Origin of the sequence: Nonomuraea fuscirosea (assembly GCF_003001935.1) — a bacterium.
Lineage (GTDB): Bacteria > Actinomycetota > Actinomycetes > Streptosporangiales > Streptosporangiaceae > Nonomuraea > Nonomuraea fuscirosea.
Genome location: NZ_PVNG01000019.1, coordinates 61,905 through 77,725, shown reverse-complemented (window position 1 = coordinate 77,725; position 15,821 = coordinate 61,905). Strand labels below are relative to the sequence as shown.

The window sequence follows — 15,821 nt, the reverse complement described above, 5'->3', positions numbered from 1 at the left end:
AATCACCAGCGACAGACAGGGCACCCATGACCGCACACAGCTCCGCCGTGGACCGTTCAGGGCCGCGCGACACGACCTCCGCGGCCGCCGCACGGGACCTCACGAAGACGTACGGCACCGGCGACACGGCCGTGCCCGCGCTGCGTGGGGTCACGGCCGACTTCGGGCGGGCGACGTTCACCGCCGTCATGGGCCCGTCCGGCTCCGGCAAGTCCACGTTCATGCACTGCCTGGCCGGGCTCGACCGGCCCACCGGCGGCCACGCCTACATCGGCGGCCAGGACATCTCCGTGCTCGGCGACCGGGAGCTGACCCGGGTCAGGCGGGACCGGGTCGGCTTCGTGTTCCAGTCGTTCAACCTGCTGCCGACGCTGACGGCGGAGCAGAACATCCTGCTGCCGCTGGATCTCGCGGGCCGCCGGGCGGATCCCGCCAGGCTCGCCGCCGTCGTCGGCTCGCTGGCCATCGGCGACCGGCTCGGCCACCGTCCCGCCGAGCTGTCCGGCGGGCAGCAGCAGCGGGTGGCGATCGCGCGTGCCCTGGTCACGGAGCCGGAGGTGGTCTTCGCCGACGAGCCGACCGGCGCCCTCGACTCCCACACCGCGGCGACCCTGCTCAGCTTCCTGCGCCGTTCCTGCCGTGAGCTGGGTCAGACGATCGTGATGGTCACCCACGACCCGATCGCCGCGTCGTACGCCGACCGGGCGCTGCTGCTCAGCGACGGCCTGATCGTGGACGAGCTGCGCGAGCCCACCGCGGACGCCGTCCTGGGCGCGATGCGGAGGCTGGCCGCATGACCACCGGCCGTCCGACGCGCTTCCCCATGGCCCGCAACGCGCTCGCCGAGCTGCGGCACAACCCGCGCCGCGTGGTCGCCGTCATCGTCGCGATCATGATCAGCGTCGGTTACCTCACCGCCTCCGTGACCGTGCTGGCCGGCGAGACGAAGACGTTCGAGCGGAACATCATCGCCCGGGTCTCCGAGACGGACGTCGTGGTCACCGCCCGCACCGGCGACCGGGCCGCACAAGCCCGCCTGGCCGCCCGGATCGAGCAGGTGGCCGGAGTCGCCTCGGCGGACCTCAGCCTCCTGTCCCGTGGCTGGGTGAGCGGCTCCTCCGACTGGGTGCAGGTGCAGTCGCTCCCGGACAACCCGAAACTGCGCTGGACCGACCTGACCGAGGGACGCTGGCCCGGCGGGCCCGGCGACATCGTCCTCGGCGATGTCACCGCGCGGCAGCTCAACCTGAAGACCGGCGACCGGATCACGATCACCGACAGGAACACCTCCGCGACGCTGACCGTCACCGGGCTCACCCATCAGGGCGACTCGCTGCTGTCGGGGCTGACGCTGAACTCCTTCGTCGCCCCCTCCTTCTACACCGCCGCGGACTCGATCCGCGTGTCGGAACAGACGGAGATCCTCGTCATCGGCGACGGCACCCTCTCGCAGGGGCGGCTCGCCGAACGGGTCGAGGCGGTGGCCGGAGGCCGCGACCGGGTGGAGACGTCCGCCGGGATGGTCCAGCGCCTCATCTCCCAGCGGACCCAGGGCATCTACGTCTTCCAGCTGCTCCTGCTGGTGTTCGGGGCGGTCGCGCTGCTGGTCGGCGGCATCATGATCGTGAACACGTTCCTGATCCTGGTCGCGCAGCGGCGCCGGCAGATCGGGCTGCTCAGGGCGGTCGGCGGCCGGCGCGACCACATCCGGCGCGGCCTGCTCGCCGAGGCGGGCGCGATCGGCGTCATCGGGTCGCTGCTCGGCGTCGGGCTCGGCCTGGCGCTCTCGGCCGTGGTCGCGGTCGTGCTGGACCAGGCGCTCAGCGTCCCGGCCTGGCAGGTGGTCGCCGTCGCCGTCGTGGGGGTCGCGATCGCGGTGCTGTCGGTCCTGGTGCCGGCGCGCCGGGCGGCCATGATCGCGCCCCTGGAGGCGCTGCGTACCGTCGCCGGCGACGCGATCGGGCGCCGGGCCCCGCTCGTCCGCCGGGCCGGGCCGCCGGCCCTGGTCGTCCTCGGGCTGGCCGGGATCGGGCTGGGCTTCACCGACACGCTGTTCGCGCTGGCGTACTCCATCGGCGGGTCGTTCGTCTGCGCCGTCGGGCTGCTCGCCTCCGTCGGGTCGTACCTGCCGCCGCTGCTGCGCGGCCTCGGCTCCCCCCTGCGTCGTACCGGCCCGACCGCGCGGCTGGCCACCGCCGACACGCTGCGCAACCCCGGCCGGGCGACCGCGACCGGCGCCGCGCTGATGCTCGCCGTCGGGCTCGTCGTCGCCCTCCAGGTCGGCGCGGAGAGCATGAAGGCGACGGCCGACCACAATCTCGACGCCCGCTTCCCCGTTGACGTCACCGTGTCGATGCTCACCGGGCCGCTGCCGGCCGGCACCGTCGGCGACGTCGCCGCGATCGCCGGGATCACCGACGCCAAGGGGGTGCGCACGACGCGGGTGACCATCAAGGTCCGCGGGGGCTCGAAGCGCGTCCTGGCGCAGGGTCCCGGCGCCGACGCGATGACCACCCTGTGGGCGCCGCGCCCGCCGATCGCCGCCGACGTCGTCCTCGCCGACCCGTACCTGCTCGAAGACGCCGGCATCAGGAACGGCAGCCGGCTCACCGTCACCGGCCGGTCGGGATCGGTCACCCTGCCGGTGCGGGGCGACCCGCTCGCGCCCACCGACGGCCTGGTCGTCGCGCCCCGTGTGCTCGCGGCCCTCGACGCCGGCGCCCCGCTCGGCGCGGTCTGGGCCAAGGCGCGGCCGGGGACCGACATCACCGCGCTGCGCTCGCACCTGCGTACCGTGGCCGAGCCTCTGACCGGCGCGGAGGTCGGCGGCGGGCTGACGGCGAAGCTGATCTACCACACGGCCATGGACCGGCTGCTGGCCATGTCCACGATGCTGCTCGCGGTGGCGGTGCTGATCGCGCTCGTCGGCGTGGGCAACACCCTCGGCCTGTCGGTGCTGGAACGTACCCGCGAGTCCGCGCTGCTGCGCGCCCTCGGGCTGCAACGCCGGCAGCTGCGCTGGATGCTCGCCATCGAGGCGATGCTGCTCAGCCTGGCCGGCGCGGTCGTCGGCATCGCCGCAGGGGCGTTCTTCGGCTGGATCGGCGCGTACGCGGTCAGCGGCGAGCTGAACCTGGAGAACATCCAGTTCGCCATGTCGGTGCCGCAGACACTCGGGGTCACGGTGGTGGCCGTCATCGCCGGCGTCCTCGCCTCGGTCCTGCCCGGCCGGCGCGCGGCCCGGGCCACCCCGGTGGCCGCCCTCGCCGAAACCTGACCGCCCGGGCCTCCGCCGGTTCCGACGGTGTCAGCGTGGGGCGATGGGCTCGGCGCCTCCCTCGTGCAGGCGTTCCAGGCGCTCCCGTACGCCGGCGTCCGGTTCCGCACGCAGGGCCGCCGCCACGGCGGTACGCGCCTCGGGCGGCAACGTGGCGTGGTCCCAGGCGGCCAGGGCCCGGATGGCGAGGTTGCGGTTGCGGACGACCGGGCTGGCCAGGCCCGCCGCGATCAGCGGCCAGCCGTGTCCAGGCCAGGCGTCCAGGCTCTGCAGGACCAGGTCGAGAGCCCGGTGGGGGCGGCGGGCGGGGCCGAGCCCGAGGTCCTGCCCCGGTCCTGAGGCGATCTCGGCCAGCGGGAGGATCTCCGCGGCCAGGGCGAGGATCTCGTCCACGTCCTGTGGTGTCGCCTGCCGCATCAGGGCGTACCAGTGCGCCGCACCGTACGGATCGGCGCGCAGCCGGGCCCGCAGGGCGCCGGCGGTCGGGATGCCCAGCAGCTCGCACGCCCGTACGGCACGGCCGAACGCGGCGTCGTCGTCCGCCCCGGCCAGGGCGGCGGTGGCCAGCTCGGCCCAGAGCGGGCGGGCCAGGATCTCCGTGCAGCGTGGCAGCAGCTCGGGCCAGTGCTCGTCGGCGTACTCGCGCAAGGCATGAACGTACAGAAGGTGCCGCAGTTCCCCCGCACCCGGCCTCGCAGCAGAACCGTCCCCGCCGGCAGCGGCCCCACCGGCACCAGTGCCACCGGTACGGGCCTCGATGTGGCCCAGGTACAGCTCGGCCGCCCGCCGCCCCTCCTGGTAGCCGGACATGCCGGCGACCGGCCCGTCCTCGTCGGTGAGGGCCGTCAGGATCTCGCCCGCCGCGTCCAGCAGCTCGTCGTCCGGCGTACCGGCGAGCCGGCCCGCGAGGTCACCGCACCCGGCGGCGGTCCCGGCGAGGTAGGCGGTCGCCACGTCGTTGCGGAAGCCCTCGCGGACGATCCACTCGCGCACAGCCGGATCGGACACCTGCGCCAGGCGTTCGACCAGGTGGATCCGCCCCCACCCGCGCACCTGCCTGGCCAGGGCCCACAGGTCGGCGGTCGCGTCCCCGCCGGTGTTGCGCAGGGCGGTCATCGCGTACAACGTGAACTCGTCGTGCCGCCCGAACGTCATGAGCTCGTCGCGGTGGTGCTCGGCGTCGAACAGCCCCAGCAGCGCGATCCCCAGCTTGACGGCCTCGCGCTCGTCCGATTCGGTGGCCAGCGCGTACGCAAGGTCGTAGACCCCTTCATGGTCCAGGCCGGCGGAGCTGACGTCCGCCAGCAGGGCGTCCACCAGCGAGATGATCCGGGCCTCGCCGATCGCCTTGCGCACGGCGGCGGGCTTGAGCGTGCCGATCGCCGTGGACAGCCGCCGCAGCTCCTCCTCGTCGGCCCGGCCGTTCCAGTGGTAGATCAGCACGCCGTCCCGCGCCCCCGGCATCCACACCGTCGCCGAGCTGCCGGGCTCGTCGAGCAGTTCCTCGGCGCCGTCACGTAACTGCTGGTAGATGGACGGACGAGCCTTCCCCTGCTTTCCTGCCATGCGCAACACTTCCTCCCTTGTCGAGGTCCCCGTTCCGATGACGCGAAGATCTGCATGCTACGGCCGGGCGAGCAGGACGGTGGCGCCGGTTCGCGGCTACCCGGCGGCGCGCCGGTAGCGGCGGGCGAGGGTGCGGCAGGCGTCCTTCAGTTCGTCCGGTTCGATGGCGGTGATGTCGGCGTCGAAGGTGGCGAGCAGGCCGGCGATCCCGGCCCAGGACCATGCGCCGAGGGTGATGCGGGTCCGGGTCGGAGTGACGTACTCGATGACGGAGCCGCCGGGCGCCCATCGGGCGACGACGTCGGCCGGCAGCTCCATCAGGACGGTGCCGAGGCACGGCCACGGGGCCGGGGTGTCGCCTCTGTCGTGGCTGGTCATCACGTAGTGGGCGACGTTGGGTTCGGGAGGTTCGCGGCGGCGGAACGGGGTCCCGGTGGGTGCGTAGGCGTGGATGCGGTCCACCCGGTAGACGCCCCAGGCGTCGGTGGCCGGGGTGTAGGCGACGAGGTACCAGCGGCCGGCCCACATGAGGAGGTGGTGGGGTTCGACCCGTAGCGGTGGGGTGAAGCCGGGATCGCCCGGATCGGGGCGGTGGCTGCCGGGGGTGCGGTAGTCGAAGCGCAGCAGGTGCCCGTTGCGGACGGCGGAGCCGACGGCCTTGAGCGTGCCCGGGTCGACGGGTGGCGCGGGGAACTCCCAGAAGTTGCGGATGGCGGTCAGGTGCATCGCGTCGACCTCGGCCCGAAGGTGGGCGGGCATGACCTGTCTGATGCTGGTCAGGGCGCGGGCGGCGGCGTCGTCGAGGCCGGCCACGCTGGCCGGCGCGGTCTGGAGGGCGACGGCGACGGCGACCGCCTGCTCGTCGTCGAGCAGCAGCGGAGGCAGCCGGCCGCCCGTGCCGAGCCGGTAGCCGCCGTCGGGACCCATGAGGGCCTGGACCGGGTAACCCAGCTCGCGCAGGCTCTCCACGTCACGGCGCAGGGTGCGGGTGCTGATGCCGAGCCTGCCGGCCAGGTCCCGCCCGGACCAGTTCGAGCGGGCCCCGAGCAGGGACAGCAGCCTGAGCAGGCGGGAGGACGTGGTGGCCATGGGCTCCATTGTGGGCGAATGGCGGTCAGCCGGTGTCCGCGACCGCTGTCACGGTGTGGCGCATGAGTTCAAACACCACTTCCGACCCCGTCTTCCGCGGGGAGCCCCGAGCAGATGCGCTGGCCGGCCGGGCCGCCGGGATCGCCCTGCTCGTGGTGCTGTTCGCCTCGTTCATGGACCTGCTGGACGCCACGATCGTCACGGTCGCCGCACCGGCGATCGCGGCCGAACTGCACGCGAGCCAGGCCCAGGTGCAGTGGATGCTGGCCGGGTACGTCCTCGCACTGGGCTCCGGTCTGATCATCGGCGGCAGGATCGGCGACGACCACGGCCGTCGGCGGATGTTCCTGGCCAGCCTGGCGGTCTTCGCCGTCGCGTCCGCGGCGTGCGCCCTGGCGACGGGCCCGTCGATGCTGATCGGCACGCGGGTGCTGCAGGGCCTGGCCGGCGGCCTGATGGTCCCGCAGGTGTTCGGGATCATCCGGTCCTCGTTCCACCCGGCGGAACTGGCCAAGGCGTTCGGCGCGTACGGGGCCGTCCAAGGGCTGGCCGCGGTGGCCGGGCCGCTGATGGGCGGGTTCCTGGTCGACGCGGACCTGTTCGGCCTGGGCTGGCGGACCATCTTCTGGGTGAACGTGCCGATCGCGGCCCTCGCACTCGTCCTCGGCTCCCGCGTCCTGCCGGAATCCAGGAGGCGGCACCGGGCCGCGCCTGATGTCGCCGGCGCGGCGCTGCTGACGTCGAGTGTGGTGCTGGTGCTGCTGCCCCTGGTCCAGGGGCACGACTGGGGCTGGCCGTGGTGGGGCTTCGCGCTGCTGGCCGCCGGAGTGGCGGCGCTGTGCGCGTTCCTCGCCTACGAGGGGAGAGTCACGCGGCGGGGCGGGCAGCCCGTGCTCGACCCGGCGCTGCTGCGGGTGCGCAGCTTCGGCGCGGGACTGACGGCCTCCCTGTTCTTCTTCGGCGCCATCGGCGCGTTCTTCCTGACGCTGTCGATCTACCTGCAGACCGGCACCGGACGCACCGCCTGGGAGACCGGTCTGGTGATCCTGCCCTACGCGATCGGGTCCATCCTCACCTCCGGCCTCGGCGTCGCCCTGGCGGCCAGAGCGGGCCGGGCACTGCTGGTGACCGGCTCGCTGGCCCTGGCCGCGTCGCAGGCGCTGTTGTGGTTCGCCGTCCGCGACGGTCAGAGCCCCGGATACTGGACGCTCGCGGCGGCACTCTTCGTCGGCGGTCTGGGGCTGGGCCTGGCGGCGCCGATCCTGGTCAACGTCATCCTGGCCGGCATCCCAGACCAGGACGCGGGCGCGGCCGGTGGGGTGCTCTCGACGGTGACCCAGATCGGCGGCGCCGCCGGCGTGGCCGCCCTGGGCACCCTCTTCTTCACCGCCCTGGACGACCACGCCGCCCCGCTCCAGGGGTTCGGCGACGCGTTCGCGGCCGTACTGCCGGTGGGGATCGTGCTCTATCTGCTGGCCGCCGCACTGATGCTGCTGCTGCCTCGAACCGCGGCCACGTAACGCTCCGGCCGGCGTCATGAGCATGCCGGTAGGGTCGCCACCATGCAGATCATCAAAGGAGCGGGACAGTGGGCGCCGCCGGCCGCCGGAGCCGCCAACGACTGGGTCGAGCAGCTCAAGGTGCCGGACCTGTCCGTCGGTACGTACTGCGTTCCAGCGGGCGGCGTCGACACCCAGAGCCCGCACACCGAGGACGAGATCTACGTGGTGACCGCGGGCCGGGCCAGGATCACGACACCGAGCGGCGACGAGGAGGTCGGCCCCGGCGCGGTGATCTTCGTTCCGGCAGGTGAGGAACACCGCTTCACGGACATCACGGAGGATCTGGCGCTGCTGGTCGTGTTCGGCCCGGCCTACGGCTCGCGCGGAGCAGCCCCAGCGGGCGATCAGTGACGTCCAGGGACGGGTCTCCCTCAGCCCAGCGGCGCGTCCTCCAGAGCCGGTCGGTAGCCGGACCACCCGGCACTCTCAGGCCTCGGTCACCACGACGTCCTCGCTCCTGACGAGCATGACGCGGTGGCCGAACTGGATCTGGTGATACTCGTCGGTGCCGCGGACCACCACGTGCGGCGTGGTGTCGAAGGTGTCCGCCTTGGAGAACTCGCCGGTCGTGGTCAGGCCGATCGTGTACGACTGCCCCGCCGGGAACGTGTACTGCAGCGGGATCAGAGTCGCGGAACGCGGCGCCCCGTCCGGGGTGGGAGACGTACTCGCGACCGGCACCGTACCGGCCGGCGAGACGTCCGGGCCGGTGCCGACGACCACGAGAACGGCCGCAGCGGCCAGAGCCAGGCCCGACAGAGCGCTCACCACGGCACGGGTACGCCTGGCCCGGCGACCGCGGCGCAGCAGCTCCGGCACCGGGGCCGGGCCGGCCGGTTCGCGGTGGGCGAGGGTCCGCAGCGCCTGGGCGAGTTCTTCCTGCTCGTGGTTCATCGTGCCGCCTCCTGGTTCTCCCGCAGCGCCGCGCGCAGGCGTGCCATCGCTCTGAAGTGCTGACTCTTGACCGTGCCGACCGAACACCCGAGCACCGCCGCGACCGCCTTCTCCGTCAGGTCCTCGTAGTGCCGCAGGACGACGACGGTCCGCTGCCTGCGCGGCAGGCGGAGCAGCGCGCGCCGCAGCTCCTCGTGCGGATCGGTGACGGCGACCCGTCGCCATCGCACGTACAGCCGGACCAGGCAGTCCTGGAGCAGCTCCTCGCCCCGGTGCCGGTCGCCGGTGAGCAGGATGGCGACGGCTAGGTGCCGCTCCCAGGCCACCTCGGCGAAGGCGGCGTACGCGGCGTCTCCCGTTGTGTCACTCACATGGCCTCAACGCGGAGACGGCCGGAGAAGGTTGGCAGAACGGAGCGGAAATCCTCTGTCACGGCACACCGGGCATCCCCGATCAGTGGGCTCGGAACCGGTAGTCGAGCGCGAGTTCGCCCGACCGGAAACGCCCGGCCAGCGCGCGGGTCATCGTCCGGAAGAAGTCGCCGGGCCGGCCTGGTCTTGGCCGGTGAGACCGGTCAGGACCGCGCTGGCCTGCCAGAGCCGTTCCTGCACGGCGATGTCGTAGGACGGTTCCGGCGTGCGGCGTGGGCGCCGGTCGGCGAAGAACGCGCCGCTCACCTGCGCGAGGCCGGGCGAGGTGGCCAGGTCTATGGCGGTGCGCGCGCCCTGGGCGGGGGTGAGCAGGAACGGCCGGGCCAGCGCGGTCACCGGTCTGAGCACGCGCGGCACGCTGTCGGCGATGATGGCCGTGGCCACGATGCCCGGGTGCAGGGCGTTGACGGTGACTCCGGTGCCGTTCAGTCGCCTGGCCAGGGCGTATCCGCACATGACCATGGCCAGCTTGGCGTTGCCGTAGGCCTGCATGGGCCGGTAGCCGCGTTCGGACTGCAGATCGTCCAGGTCGATGACGGCGGTGCGGCGCGGGCCGATCCGGTAGGTCCTGGTGTCGGTGATGGCGTCGGAGGCCACGTTCACCACGCGCGCGGGGGCGCCGGCGATCAGCCGGTCCAGGAGCAGGTTCGTCAGCAGGAACCACGACAGGTGGTTGACCGCCAGATGCAGCTCGATGCCGTCCGTGCTGAGCCGGCGCTCGTGGAAGTGCGCTCCGGCGTTGTTGACGAGCACGTGCAGGTGCTCGTGGCGGTCACGGAAGGCCGCGGCCAGCTCGCGGATGGCCCGCTGATCGGACAGGTCGGCCGCCAGGGCGTGCACATCGGCGTTGCCGGTGGCCGCGCTGACCTGATCGCGCAGCGCGCGAGCCGCCCGCATCTCGCGGCAGACGAGCACGACGGTGGCACCGCGGCGGGCCAGTTCGGTGACGATCACCCGTCCCATGTCACCGCCCGCACCCGTGACCAGGCACACCCTGCCCGCCATGGGCCCCGCGGCCGGGCCGGTCATGCCGCGATCCGGGGTGCCTGGCCGACATAGGCGTCCTCGGCCGCCGCGCGCAGCAGGAAGTCGGCCAGGTCCGCGCGGGAGATCCGCGAGGCCAGCGTGATCTTCAGCTCGGTGCCGACGCGATAGCGGCCGGTGCGCGGGCTGTGGGTGAGCGCGGGCGGGCGCACGATCGTCCACCGCAGGCCGTCCGCCTGACGGATCAGCGTCTCCATCGTGTCCTTGTCGCGCATCTTGGCGCTCAGCAGGGTCCGCACGGCCATCACGTACGGCGAGCGGTCGCGGCTTTCCGCCGCGCCATGAGCGCTCACCACCAGCAGCCGGACGGCGGACGTGGCGCGCATGGCGGCCAGGATCGCGCGGACTCCGTCGGTGCAGGCAGGCTGCCTCGCCGAGCCCGCCAGCGCGCTGATCACCACATCGCGGCCGTCCACGGTGGCGTCGACGGCGCCCTGGTCGGCCAGTTCCCCGACGACCACGTGCAGCCGTTCGTGCGAGATCGGCAGGCGCGCGCGGTCGCGGACCATGGCCCGGACCTCGTGCCCCGCCTCCAGCGCCCGCACCACGACCAGGCGGCCGGTGGCGCCCGTCGCGCCGAACACGGCGATCTTCATGGCACTCTCCTCATCCCATCGGCTGATAGTTGGACACTCCAATCGTTGAAGCAAAAGCTTGGAGTTGTCAACCATTGGAGTCTCGTACTATTTTGTGGACGTGGAGGACGCCGAATCGCCGATCTACGACCTCATCGACCTGACCATGGGCCTGGCCGAACGCACGCAGGCACTCATCGCCGAAGTCCTGGCCGAGCTCGACCTGACCCACGCCCTGGCCAACGCCGTCTGGCGGCTCGGCGGCGCGCGCACCCCGCCCTCGATGCGCGAACTGGCTCACGATCTGCGCTGCGACCCCTCCACCGTCACCTTCCTGGCCGACCGGCTGGAACAACGGGGCCTGGTCACCAGGACCGTCGACCCCGCCAACCGCCGCGTCAAGATCCTCACCCTGACCGACACCGGCCACCTGGCCAGACGACGCCTCGTCGAGGCCATGACCATGGGCTCCCCCCTCGCCCGCCTCTCCCCCGACGACCAGCGCACCCTGCGCACGCTGCTGTCCAAGGCGATGAGCGACAGACCGTGACGACGGACGGGAACGTTTCGTCGTGGCGATGAGTACCGGAAGATCGCGCTGCACCACGATGTTGCCCACAGACATGAGAATCGGCGACGCATCCAGAGTCAGCGGCGCGAGTGCGCGATCGTTGCGGCACTACGAGGATGAGGGTCTGATCGTCCCCGGTCGTTGCGGCAACGGGTTCCGCGACTACTGCCAGTCCACCATCGACCGGGTGCTCACGATCCGCTCGCTCCTGGAGTCCGGCCTGTCCGTACGGCTGATCCGGAAGCTCCTGCCCCGCCTCACCGATGAACCTGACGTCGGCACTGATGCGGCACGCGCGGAGTTCCTGCACGAGGTGCAGAGTTACCGCGATCGGCTCGCCGCCCGTATCTCCGTGCTCACCGATCAGCAGGCGGCACTCGACGCCTACCTTCGACAGGCCCGCCGCCCTGCTCCCTGACCGCCGCTTGACCTTGACACAAGTGTCAGACTCCTACCTTCCACGCATGGAGATCGACCAGCAGCAGCAGATGACGAAGCAGACGGTACGAGCACTGGTCCAGCGATCGCACCGCGGACCGAAGGACCTGACCCTCACGACCGATCGGCGCCGCCCCGCCCCGGGGGCCGGCGAATACCTGATCCGCGTGGGCGCCGCCGGGATCAACTTCGCCGACGTCATGCAGACCTACGGAACGTACGCAGGAGGCCCGCAGGCACCCTATGTGGCGGGCTTCGAAGCCGCCGGCGAAATCGTCGGCGCCGGCCCGGACATCGAGACCCCGCTGCGGCTCGGCACCCATGTCGTCGGAGTCGGCTCGGGCGCTTTCGCGCAGTACATGACGATGCCGGCCGCGGGCGTACTTCCCGTCCCTGCTGGTTGGAGCGATGCGCAAGCCCTCGGCCTGGTGCTGAACTGGGCCACCGCCCTGGCGGCACTGAAGCCGCTGGGCGAGATCAAGACCGGTGAGGTGGTGCTCGTCCATGCCGCCGCCGGCGGCGTGGGGCAGGCCGCCGTTCGCCTCGCCCGACACTACGGTGCGCGAGTGATCGCCACGGCGTCACCGGCGAAGCACAGCACCGTCAAGGCGCTGGGCGCCGAGGAAGTCCTGGACCGCACTCGTCCCGATCTGGCCACGGAGATCACCCGCTTGACCGGCGGAGTCGACCTGACCTTGGAATCAGTGGGACAGGCCACGTTCAAGACCAGCCTGTCGGTCACCAAACCCTTCGCCGGACGCGTCGTCGTCTTCGGCGCCGCTTCCGGCGATGCCGTCCTGACCACGCACGACCTGGTCTTCACCCACCACGTCCAGATCAAGGGCCTGCACATCGGTGCCCTGGCGCTGCATCAGCCCTCCCTCTACCAGTCGTTGCTGATCGAGATCGAGGCACTCATCGCCCAAGGCGTGTACCCGCCCGGCACCCCACAGCTTCACCCCTTGGCGGACGGGCCGGCCGTCCTGCAGCAACTCGAAGCAGGCCAGACCCACGGCAAGCACGCCCTCGACCCCTGGCGCTGAGTGATGCGCAGCAGGCCGATCATTCGATCGTGCGGATACGCGCGCACGTACTCGACCTTGAGGGTGCTGTTGAACGCCGCGAAGGCACCGGAGGGAATCAAGACCCGCGTGGTGCGGAAGCGGAGGCCGACCAGGGCGTGAGGTCAAGTTCCGGATATCGCAGTGCCATGCCGGCCAGCGTCTGCGCAGTCCAGTAAGAATGTCCTGGCGGGGGAAACCCGAAGGCCTGGAGTTGGCGAGGTGACGCGCGGTGGACGAACTCGCCCCATTCTCGTTCGAAGCTGCGCGCTGCCCATCCCACACGTTGCCCCCACGAGAGGCCGGACGGCCGGAAGCCCAGGTGCATGCTGTAGCGGGCGCCGCGAGAAGCTGTCAGTTGAGTGCCTCGGTGGAAGGTACCGGACTCGAAGGCGATGACCGTTCCGGCGGGCCCTGCACCAGAGACCTCGGCCCCGTACATCTGTGGGCTGCCGCTGTCGTCGTTGAATCGCCATGCGCTGTGCTGTCCCGGCCGCAGGAACCAGTTCGGGACGGCGGGGATGTCCGCCGTGTGCGCACGTGAGAGGAGATGTGGCGGTCCGAGCTCTTCGGGGACGTCGGAGAGGAAGACGAACATCTCCAGTTGCTGGCAGCCTGGTGCCGTGCTGGGGACCAGCAGGGTGTGGTTGAGGTAGTCGCGGTGCAGGTCCTGGTCATAGTCGCAAGCACCGGTGTATTTCGCCCAGGCCTCAGCCGTGTAGATGTGGACGTCGCTGTCGTCAAGCAGGGCCTGGGCGAGCGCCAGGATGCGATGGTTCACCGCCAGCAGGCTGATCTCGGTACTGGCGAAGGGGAATGTGTCGATCCCGGCGAACTCGTCGCCGATGAAGCGGGCGCGGCGCGGGTCGGTGCCATCATGAAAGCCGTCGGCGGAGGGGAACAGCAGATCCAGTTCGCTCACCGCCGCTGTCAGCTCCTCGGCAGGGATGAACCCCGGCAGGATCACGAAGCCATCGGCCCGCCAGTCCAGCGCAGCACTCTCAAGATCCATCCACCCAGGATCATCCGTACGAGCACCACCGGCAATCGATTTTTCGTACGTACGGGTTCCTCCGGCCCGCTGGACCAACTGAACCGCACCTCGCTACCTGGGACTGGGGACACGTTCGGGAGCGGAGGGCCGTCTACGTCGGCCGCGCCGGGTGGAACTTTCATCGACGAGGCCGGCGGCGAGCAGCGAGCGGAGCAGGATTGCGCTCCCGTGTACCTGGATCTCGCCCGAAGACGATTCCTTCGATTCCCTGATCGCCGCGGTCGCATCCCCGGACAGCAGCGTGACGGGTCCCCACGACGGCTTCTCGAGACAGTTCGATGCGACGTACTTCTGCGCCCCGTTGAGCGCGACCCCGATGGGTGCGCCTGCATCTCCGGTCTAGCGCCCCAGGTCTCGGCGAACATCTCGTACGTGCCCCGCCCGAACAGGAACGCATCCGCCCGCTGATAGGTCCTGGTGATCATCTCGCCAGTGTCATCGGCGAATGCCCCGAGCGCCCAGCCGTCCCGCGTGAACCCGCTCGCCGGCTCCTCGGGAGTCGCGTGACCGTTGCCCTGCATCACACCGTCCACGGTGATCTGCGTCATCGCCGTCGGCCTCACGGCTTCGGCAACCCCGGGCCCGAGGTCCTCGAAGTGCTGTGCATGTTCAACCCCGACGGAGCGAAGCCGCACAGCCGGGCGGTCGAGATGGGAGCGGCACCGGACGATGCCGGCTGAATGTCCGGCCGTGCAGGTCGAGCGGTCTCGGAAGTGCCGCATCGGGCCCATGCGCTGGTGCAGGATGCGCATGGAGTAACAACCGCGACCGCTGGTCCTCGCCGGCAGGACGGACAGGCCAGGACATCCAGGCCGGTGCCCGCCCAACCCTCTGACCGTCTCCGACACGAACACGATCAAGTAGAGACTCCGACAAACCAGCCTTATTAACCCACCCGCACTAGCGCCAGGGCATGTGCTGGAGGCACCAGGTATTGCCGTCCGGGTCGGCGAAGTACGCGTAGAGCACGCCGCCGGAGTCCTCGATCTCGCTGATCTCGACGCCACGCTCGACGAGTTGAGCGCGGGATGCCTCGATGTCGGCTACCACGAGGTGCAGACCGCGAAGGGTTCCTGGGGGCATGTCGAGTGTGGGTAGGCCTTCGGCGAGGGTGATCGAGCACGCCGAACCGGGCGGAGTGAGTTGGACGATGCGGATACCGGGCTTCGGGTTGACGTCGACGTCGAGGCGGAACCCGAGTTGGTCTTGGTAGAAGGCTTTGGCCCGTTCGATGTCGGCGGCCGGCACCGGCACGAGTTCCAGCAGCAGCGTGCCAGGTGGTACAGGCGGGTTGCCGGAGACCTCGGGAACTTCCCCGAGGTCGGTCGGGATCTCGGTGACTGGGGCGGGTGCGTCGGTCATGGATCGTGCCTTTCGTCGGGGAGCTGTGGTGGCAGTGTGGCGAGTACAGCGGCGAGGCGGTCGTATCCTTCGCCGGCGCCGAGTTGCATGGGGCTGCGCACGACCATGTCGCGAATCTCGGGCGAGGAGTACTGCGCGGTGACGGTCATGGTGGTGTACCCGTCTGTCTCGTCCAGAACGGTAGTGACCAGTGCCGCGCCGTCGGCCCAGTCACGGTGGATCTCGGTCTGTGTGAGGCGTACAGGCGGCACGACCTCACGGAACAGCCCGTGTAGTTCCATCTCGGAGCCACCCGGCCCTGTTGCGACGAACCGCCACACACCGCCTGGGCGTAGGTCGACCTCGCAAACGGTGAGCTGCCAGCCGCGGGCGCCGTACCAGCGGCGGAGCAGTTCCGGCTCGGTGAGGGCGGCGAAGACCAGCGGCGCGGGAGCGGCGAAGGTCCGGGTGAGGACGAGGTCGGTGGCCCCGGACGCGACGACGCGCAGCCCGAGGCCAGGGTGCGGGGAAGTCACGTTTTGCCGTCCTGCATGTCGTCCAGCAGGGCATCCAGTCGCTGATAGCTCGCTTCCCAATAGTCGCGGTAGTCGGCCAGCCAGTCCGTGGCCGTCTTGAGCGGCTCGGCCACCAGCCGGCATGGCCGGCGTTGTGCGTCGCGGCCGCGGCTGATCAGGCCTGCCCGTTCGAGCACGCGCAGGTGTTTGGAGACGGCGGGCTGGCTCATCGCGAACGGCGCGGCCAGCTCGGTGACCGTGGCGTCACCGGCCGCGAGCCGGGCCAGGATGGCCCGCCGGGTGGGGTCGGCGAGCGCCGCGAACGTCGCGTCCAGCCTGTCGCTTGCAACCATTTCCATAACCCTCCGGTTCCATAACCTTATGGTTTTATATGTGCTAGTGT

Annotated in this window: 18 protein-coding genes; 8 read left to right on the top strand and 10 right to left on the bottom strand. The window is 71.1% G+C overall.

Annotated features, from left to right (window positions below; genetic code table 11):
• Positions 1–26: 26 nt before the first annotated feature.
• Together B0I32_RS37375 and B0I32_RS37370 are read left to right on the top strand one after the other, a co-directional pair.
• Positions 27–797: an ABC transporter ATP-binding protein gene (locus tag B0I32_RS37375; RefSeq protein WP_106247813.1), complete on the top strand. Its 771-nt coding sequence runs from the start codon at positions 27–29 to the stop codon at positions 795–797.
• Positions 794–3,277 carry an ABC transporter permease gene (locus B0I32_RS37370; RefSeq protein WP_106247811.1) on the top strand — a complete coding sequence of 828 codons (2,484 nt, stop codon included), beginning with the start codon at positions 794–796 and terminating at the stop codon, positions 3,275–3,277. Before B0I32_RS37375 ends, B0I32_RS37370 begins: the two co-directional genes overlap by 4 nt.
• Before the next feature lie 30 nt (positions 3,278–3,307).
• Here the strand turns inward: B0I32_RS37370 and B0I32_RS58140 are convergent, their stop codons facing one another.
• Both B0I32_RS58140 and B0I32_RS37350 read right to left on the bottom strand, forming a co-directional pair.
• The gene (locus tag B0I32_RS58140) at positions 3,308–4,843 is read right to left on the bottom strand and encodes a hypothetical protein (protein ID WP_181308217.1); all 1,536 of its coding nucleotides are present in this window, start codon (positions 4,841–4,843) and stop codon (positions 3,308–3,310) included.
• 96 nt (positions 4,844–4,939) lie between these two features.
• Positions 4,940–5,932: a helix-turn-helix transcriptional regulator gene (locus B0I32_RS37350; RefSeq protein ID WP_106247806.1), complete on the bottom strand. Its 993-nt coding sequence runs from the start codon at positions 5,930–5,932 to the stop codon at positions 4,940–4,942.
• Positions 5,933–5,994: 62 nt separating this feature from the next.
• Here B0I32_RS37350 and B0I32_RS37345 point away from each other — a divergent pair, with 62 nt between their 5' ends.
• Both B0I32_RS37345 and B0I32_RS37340 read left to right on the top strand, forming a co-directional pair.
• Positions 5,995–7,452, top strand: coding sequence for an MFS transporter (locus B0I32_RS37345; RefSeq protein WP_106248018.1), 1,458 nt, complete (start codon positions 5,995–5,997; stop codon positions 7,450–7,452).
• Between the two features lie 42 nt (positions 7,453–7,494).
• Positions 7,495–7,845 (top strand): cupin domain-containing protein, encoded by a 351-nt coding sequence (locus tag B0I32_RS37340; RefSeq protein ID WP_106247804.1) that lies wholly within the window; start codon positions 7,495–7,497, stop codon positions 7,843–7,845.
• Between the two features lie 75 nt (positions 7,846–7,920).
• Here B0I32_RS37340 and B0I32_RS37335 read toward each other — a convergent pair whose 3' ends face one another.
• The 4 genes from B0I32_RS37335 to B0I32_RS37320 all read right to left on the bottom strand — a co-directional run bounded on the left by B0I32_RS37335 (position 7,921) and on the right by B0I32_RS37320 (position 10,459).
• Positions 7,921–8,388, bottom strand: coding sequence for a hypothetical protein (locus B0I32_RS37335; protein ID WP_106247803.1), 468 nt, complete (start codon positions 8,386–8,388; stop codon positions 7,921–7,923).
• Entirely contained in the window at positions 8,385–8,759 is a 375-nt protein-coding gene (locus tag B0I32_RS37330; RefSeq protein ID WP_181308215.1) for a sigma-70 family RNA polymerase sigma factor, read from the bottom strand. The genes B0I32_RS37335 and B0I32_RS37330 overlap by 4 nt, the downstream gene beginning before the upstream one ends.
• A gap of 150 nt (positions 8,760–8,909) precedes the next feature.
• A complete protein-coding gene (locus B0I32_RS37325; RefSeq protein ID WP_106247801.1) occupies positions 8,910–9,848 on the bottom strand; it encodes an SDR family NAD(P)-dependent oxidoreductase in 939 nt (312 codons plus the stop codon).
• Positions 9,845–10,459, bottom strand: coding sequence for an NAD(P)-dependent oxidoreductase (locus B0I32_RS37320; protein WP_106247800.1), 615 nt, complete (start codon positions 10,457–10,459; stop codon positions 9,845–9,847). The genes B0I32_RS37325 and B0I32_RS37320 overlap by 4 nt, the downstream gene beginning before the upstream one ends.
• Positions 10,460–10,559: 100 nt before the next feature.
• Between B0I32_RS37320 and B0I32_RS37315 the strand changes: the two genes are divergently transcribed.
• The 3 genes from B0I32_RS37315 (at position 10,560) to B0I32_RS37305 (ending at position 12,490) form a co-directional block, all read left to right on the top strand.
• Positions 10,560–10,988, top strand: a complete 429-nt coding sequence (locus B0I32_RS37315) for a MarR family winged helix-turn-helix transcriptional regulator (protein ID WP_219912209.1) — start codon at positions 10,560–10,562, stop codon at positions 10,986–10,988.
• 73 nt (positions 10,989–11,061) lie between these two features.
• Entirely contained in the window at positions 11,062–11,427 is a 366-nt protein-coding gene (locus B0I32_RS37310; RefSeq protein ID WP_106248013.1) for a MerR family transcriptional regulator, read from the top strand.
• 46 nt (positions 11,428–11,473) lie between these two features.
• On the top strand, positions 11,474–12,490 hold the full coding sequence (locus B0I32_RS37305) for a zinc-binding dehydrogenase (RefSeq protein ID WP_106247798.1): 1,017 nt from the start codon (positions 11,474–11,476) through the stop codon (positions 12,488–12,490).
• Between the two features lie 97 nt (positions 12,491–12,587).
• On the opposite strand, the gene B0I32_RS37300 is transcribed toward B0I32_RS37305, so the two are convergent.
• Complete coding sequence (locus B0I32_RS37300; RefSeq protein WP_106247796.1) at positions 12,588–13,520, bottom strand: phytanoyl-CoA dioxygenase family protein; 933 nt, start codon at positions 13,518–13,520, stop codon at positions 12,588–12,590.
• Positions 13,521–14,065: 545 nt separating this feature from the next.
• On the opposite strand from B0I32_RS37300, the gene B0I32_RS58135 reads away from it, so the two are divergent.
• Positions 14,066–14,242, top strand: coding sequence for a hypothetical protein (locus B0I32_RS58135; RefSeq protein WP_181308213.1), 177 nt, complete (start codon positions 14,066–14,068; stop codon positions 14,240–14,242).
• A gap of 220 nt (positions 14,243–14,462) precedes the next feature.
• Here B0I32_RS58135 and B0I32_RS37295 read toward each other — a convergent pair whose 3' ends face one another.
• From B0I32_RS37295 to B0I32_RS37285, 3 genes are read right to left on the bottom strand one after another with little or no spacing between them, the layout of a single operon-like run.
• Positions 14,463–14,924, bottom strand: coding sequence for a VOC family protein (locus tag B0I32_RS37295; RefSeq protein ID WP_106247793.1), 462 nt, complete (start codon positions 14,922–14,924; stop codon positions 14,463–14,465).
• Entirely contained in the window at positions 14,921–15,439 is a 519-nt protein-coding gene (locus B0I32_RS37290) for an SRPBCC family protein (RefSeq protein ID WP_106247791.1), read from the bottom strand. The genes B0I32_RS37295 and B0I32_RS37290 overlap by 4 nt, the downstream gene beginning before the upstream one ends.
• A complete protein-coding gene (locus tag B0I32_RS37285) occupies positions 15,436–15,771 on the bottom strand; it encodes an ArsR/SmtB family transcription factor (protein WP_106247790.1) in 336 nt (111 codons plus the stop codon). Before B0I32_RS37285 ends, B0I32_RS37290 begins: the two co-directional genes overlap by 4 nt.
• Between the last annotated feature and the right edge of the window lie 50 nt (positions 15,772–15,821).

Bases quoted from the DNA above. Each gene is read 5' to 3' on its own strand.
- B0I32_RS37375 (WP_106247813.1), top strand. From the start codon at position 27: ATGACCGCACACAGCTCCGCCGTGGACCGTTCAGGGCCGCGCGACACG.
- B0I32_RS37370 (WP_106247811.1), top strand. From the start codon at position 794: ATGACCACCGGCCGTCCGACGCGCTTCCCCATGGCCCGCAACGCGCTC.
- B0I32_RS58140 (WP_181308217.1), bottom strand. From the start codon at position 4,843: ATGGCAGGAAAGCAGGGGAAGGCTCGTCCGTCCATCTACCAGCAGTTA.
- B0I32_RS37350 (WP_106247806.1), bottom strand. From the start codon at position 5,932: ATGGCCACCACGTCCTCCCGCCTGCTCAGGCTGCTGTCCCTGCTCGGG.
- B0I32_RS37345 (WP_106248018.1), top strand. From the start codon at position 5,995: ATGAGTTCAAACACCACTTCCGACCCCGTCTTCCGCGGGGAGCCCCGA.
- B0I32_RS37340 (WP_106247804.1), top strand. From the start codon at position 7,495: ATGCAGATCATCAAAGGAGCGGGACAGTGGGCGCCGCCGGCCGCCGGA.
- B0I32_RS37335 (WP_106247803.1), bottom strand. From the start codon at position 8,388: ATGAACCACGAGCAGGAAGAACTCGCCCAGGCGCTGCGGACCCTCGCC.
- B0I32_RS37325 (WP_106247801.1), bottom strand. From the start codon at position 9,848: ATGACCGGCCCGGCCGCGGGGCCCATGGCGGGCAGGGTGTGCCTGGTC.
- B0I32_RS37320 (WP_106247800.1), bottom strand. From the start codon at position 10,459: ATGAAGATCGCCGTGTTCGGCGCGACGGGCGCCACCGGCCGCCTGGTC.
- B0I32_RS37310 (WP_106248013.1), top strand. From the start codon at position 11,062: ATGAGAATCGGCGACGCATCCAGAGTCAGCGGCGCGAGTGCGCGATCG.
- B0I32_RS37305 (WP_106247798.1), top strand. From the start codon at position 11,474: ATGGAGATCGACCAGCAGCAGCAGATGACGAAGCAGACGGTACGAGCA.
- B0I32_RS37300 (WP_106247796.1), bottom strand. From the start codon at position 13,520: ATGGATCTTGAGAGTGCTGCGCTGGACTGGCGGGCCGATGGCTTCGTG.
- B0I32_RS37295 (WP_106247793.1), bottom strand. From the start codon at position 14,924: ATGACCGACGCACCCGCCCCAGTCACCGAGATCCCGACCGACCTCGGG.
- B0I32_RS37285 (WP_106247790.1), bottom strand. From the start codon at position 15,771: ATGGTTGCAAGCGACAGGCTGGACGCGACGTTCGCGGCGCTCGCCGAC.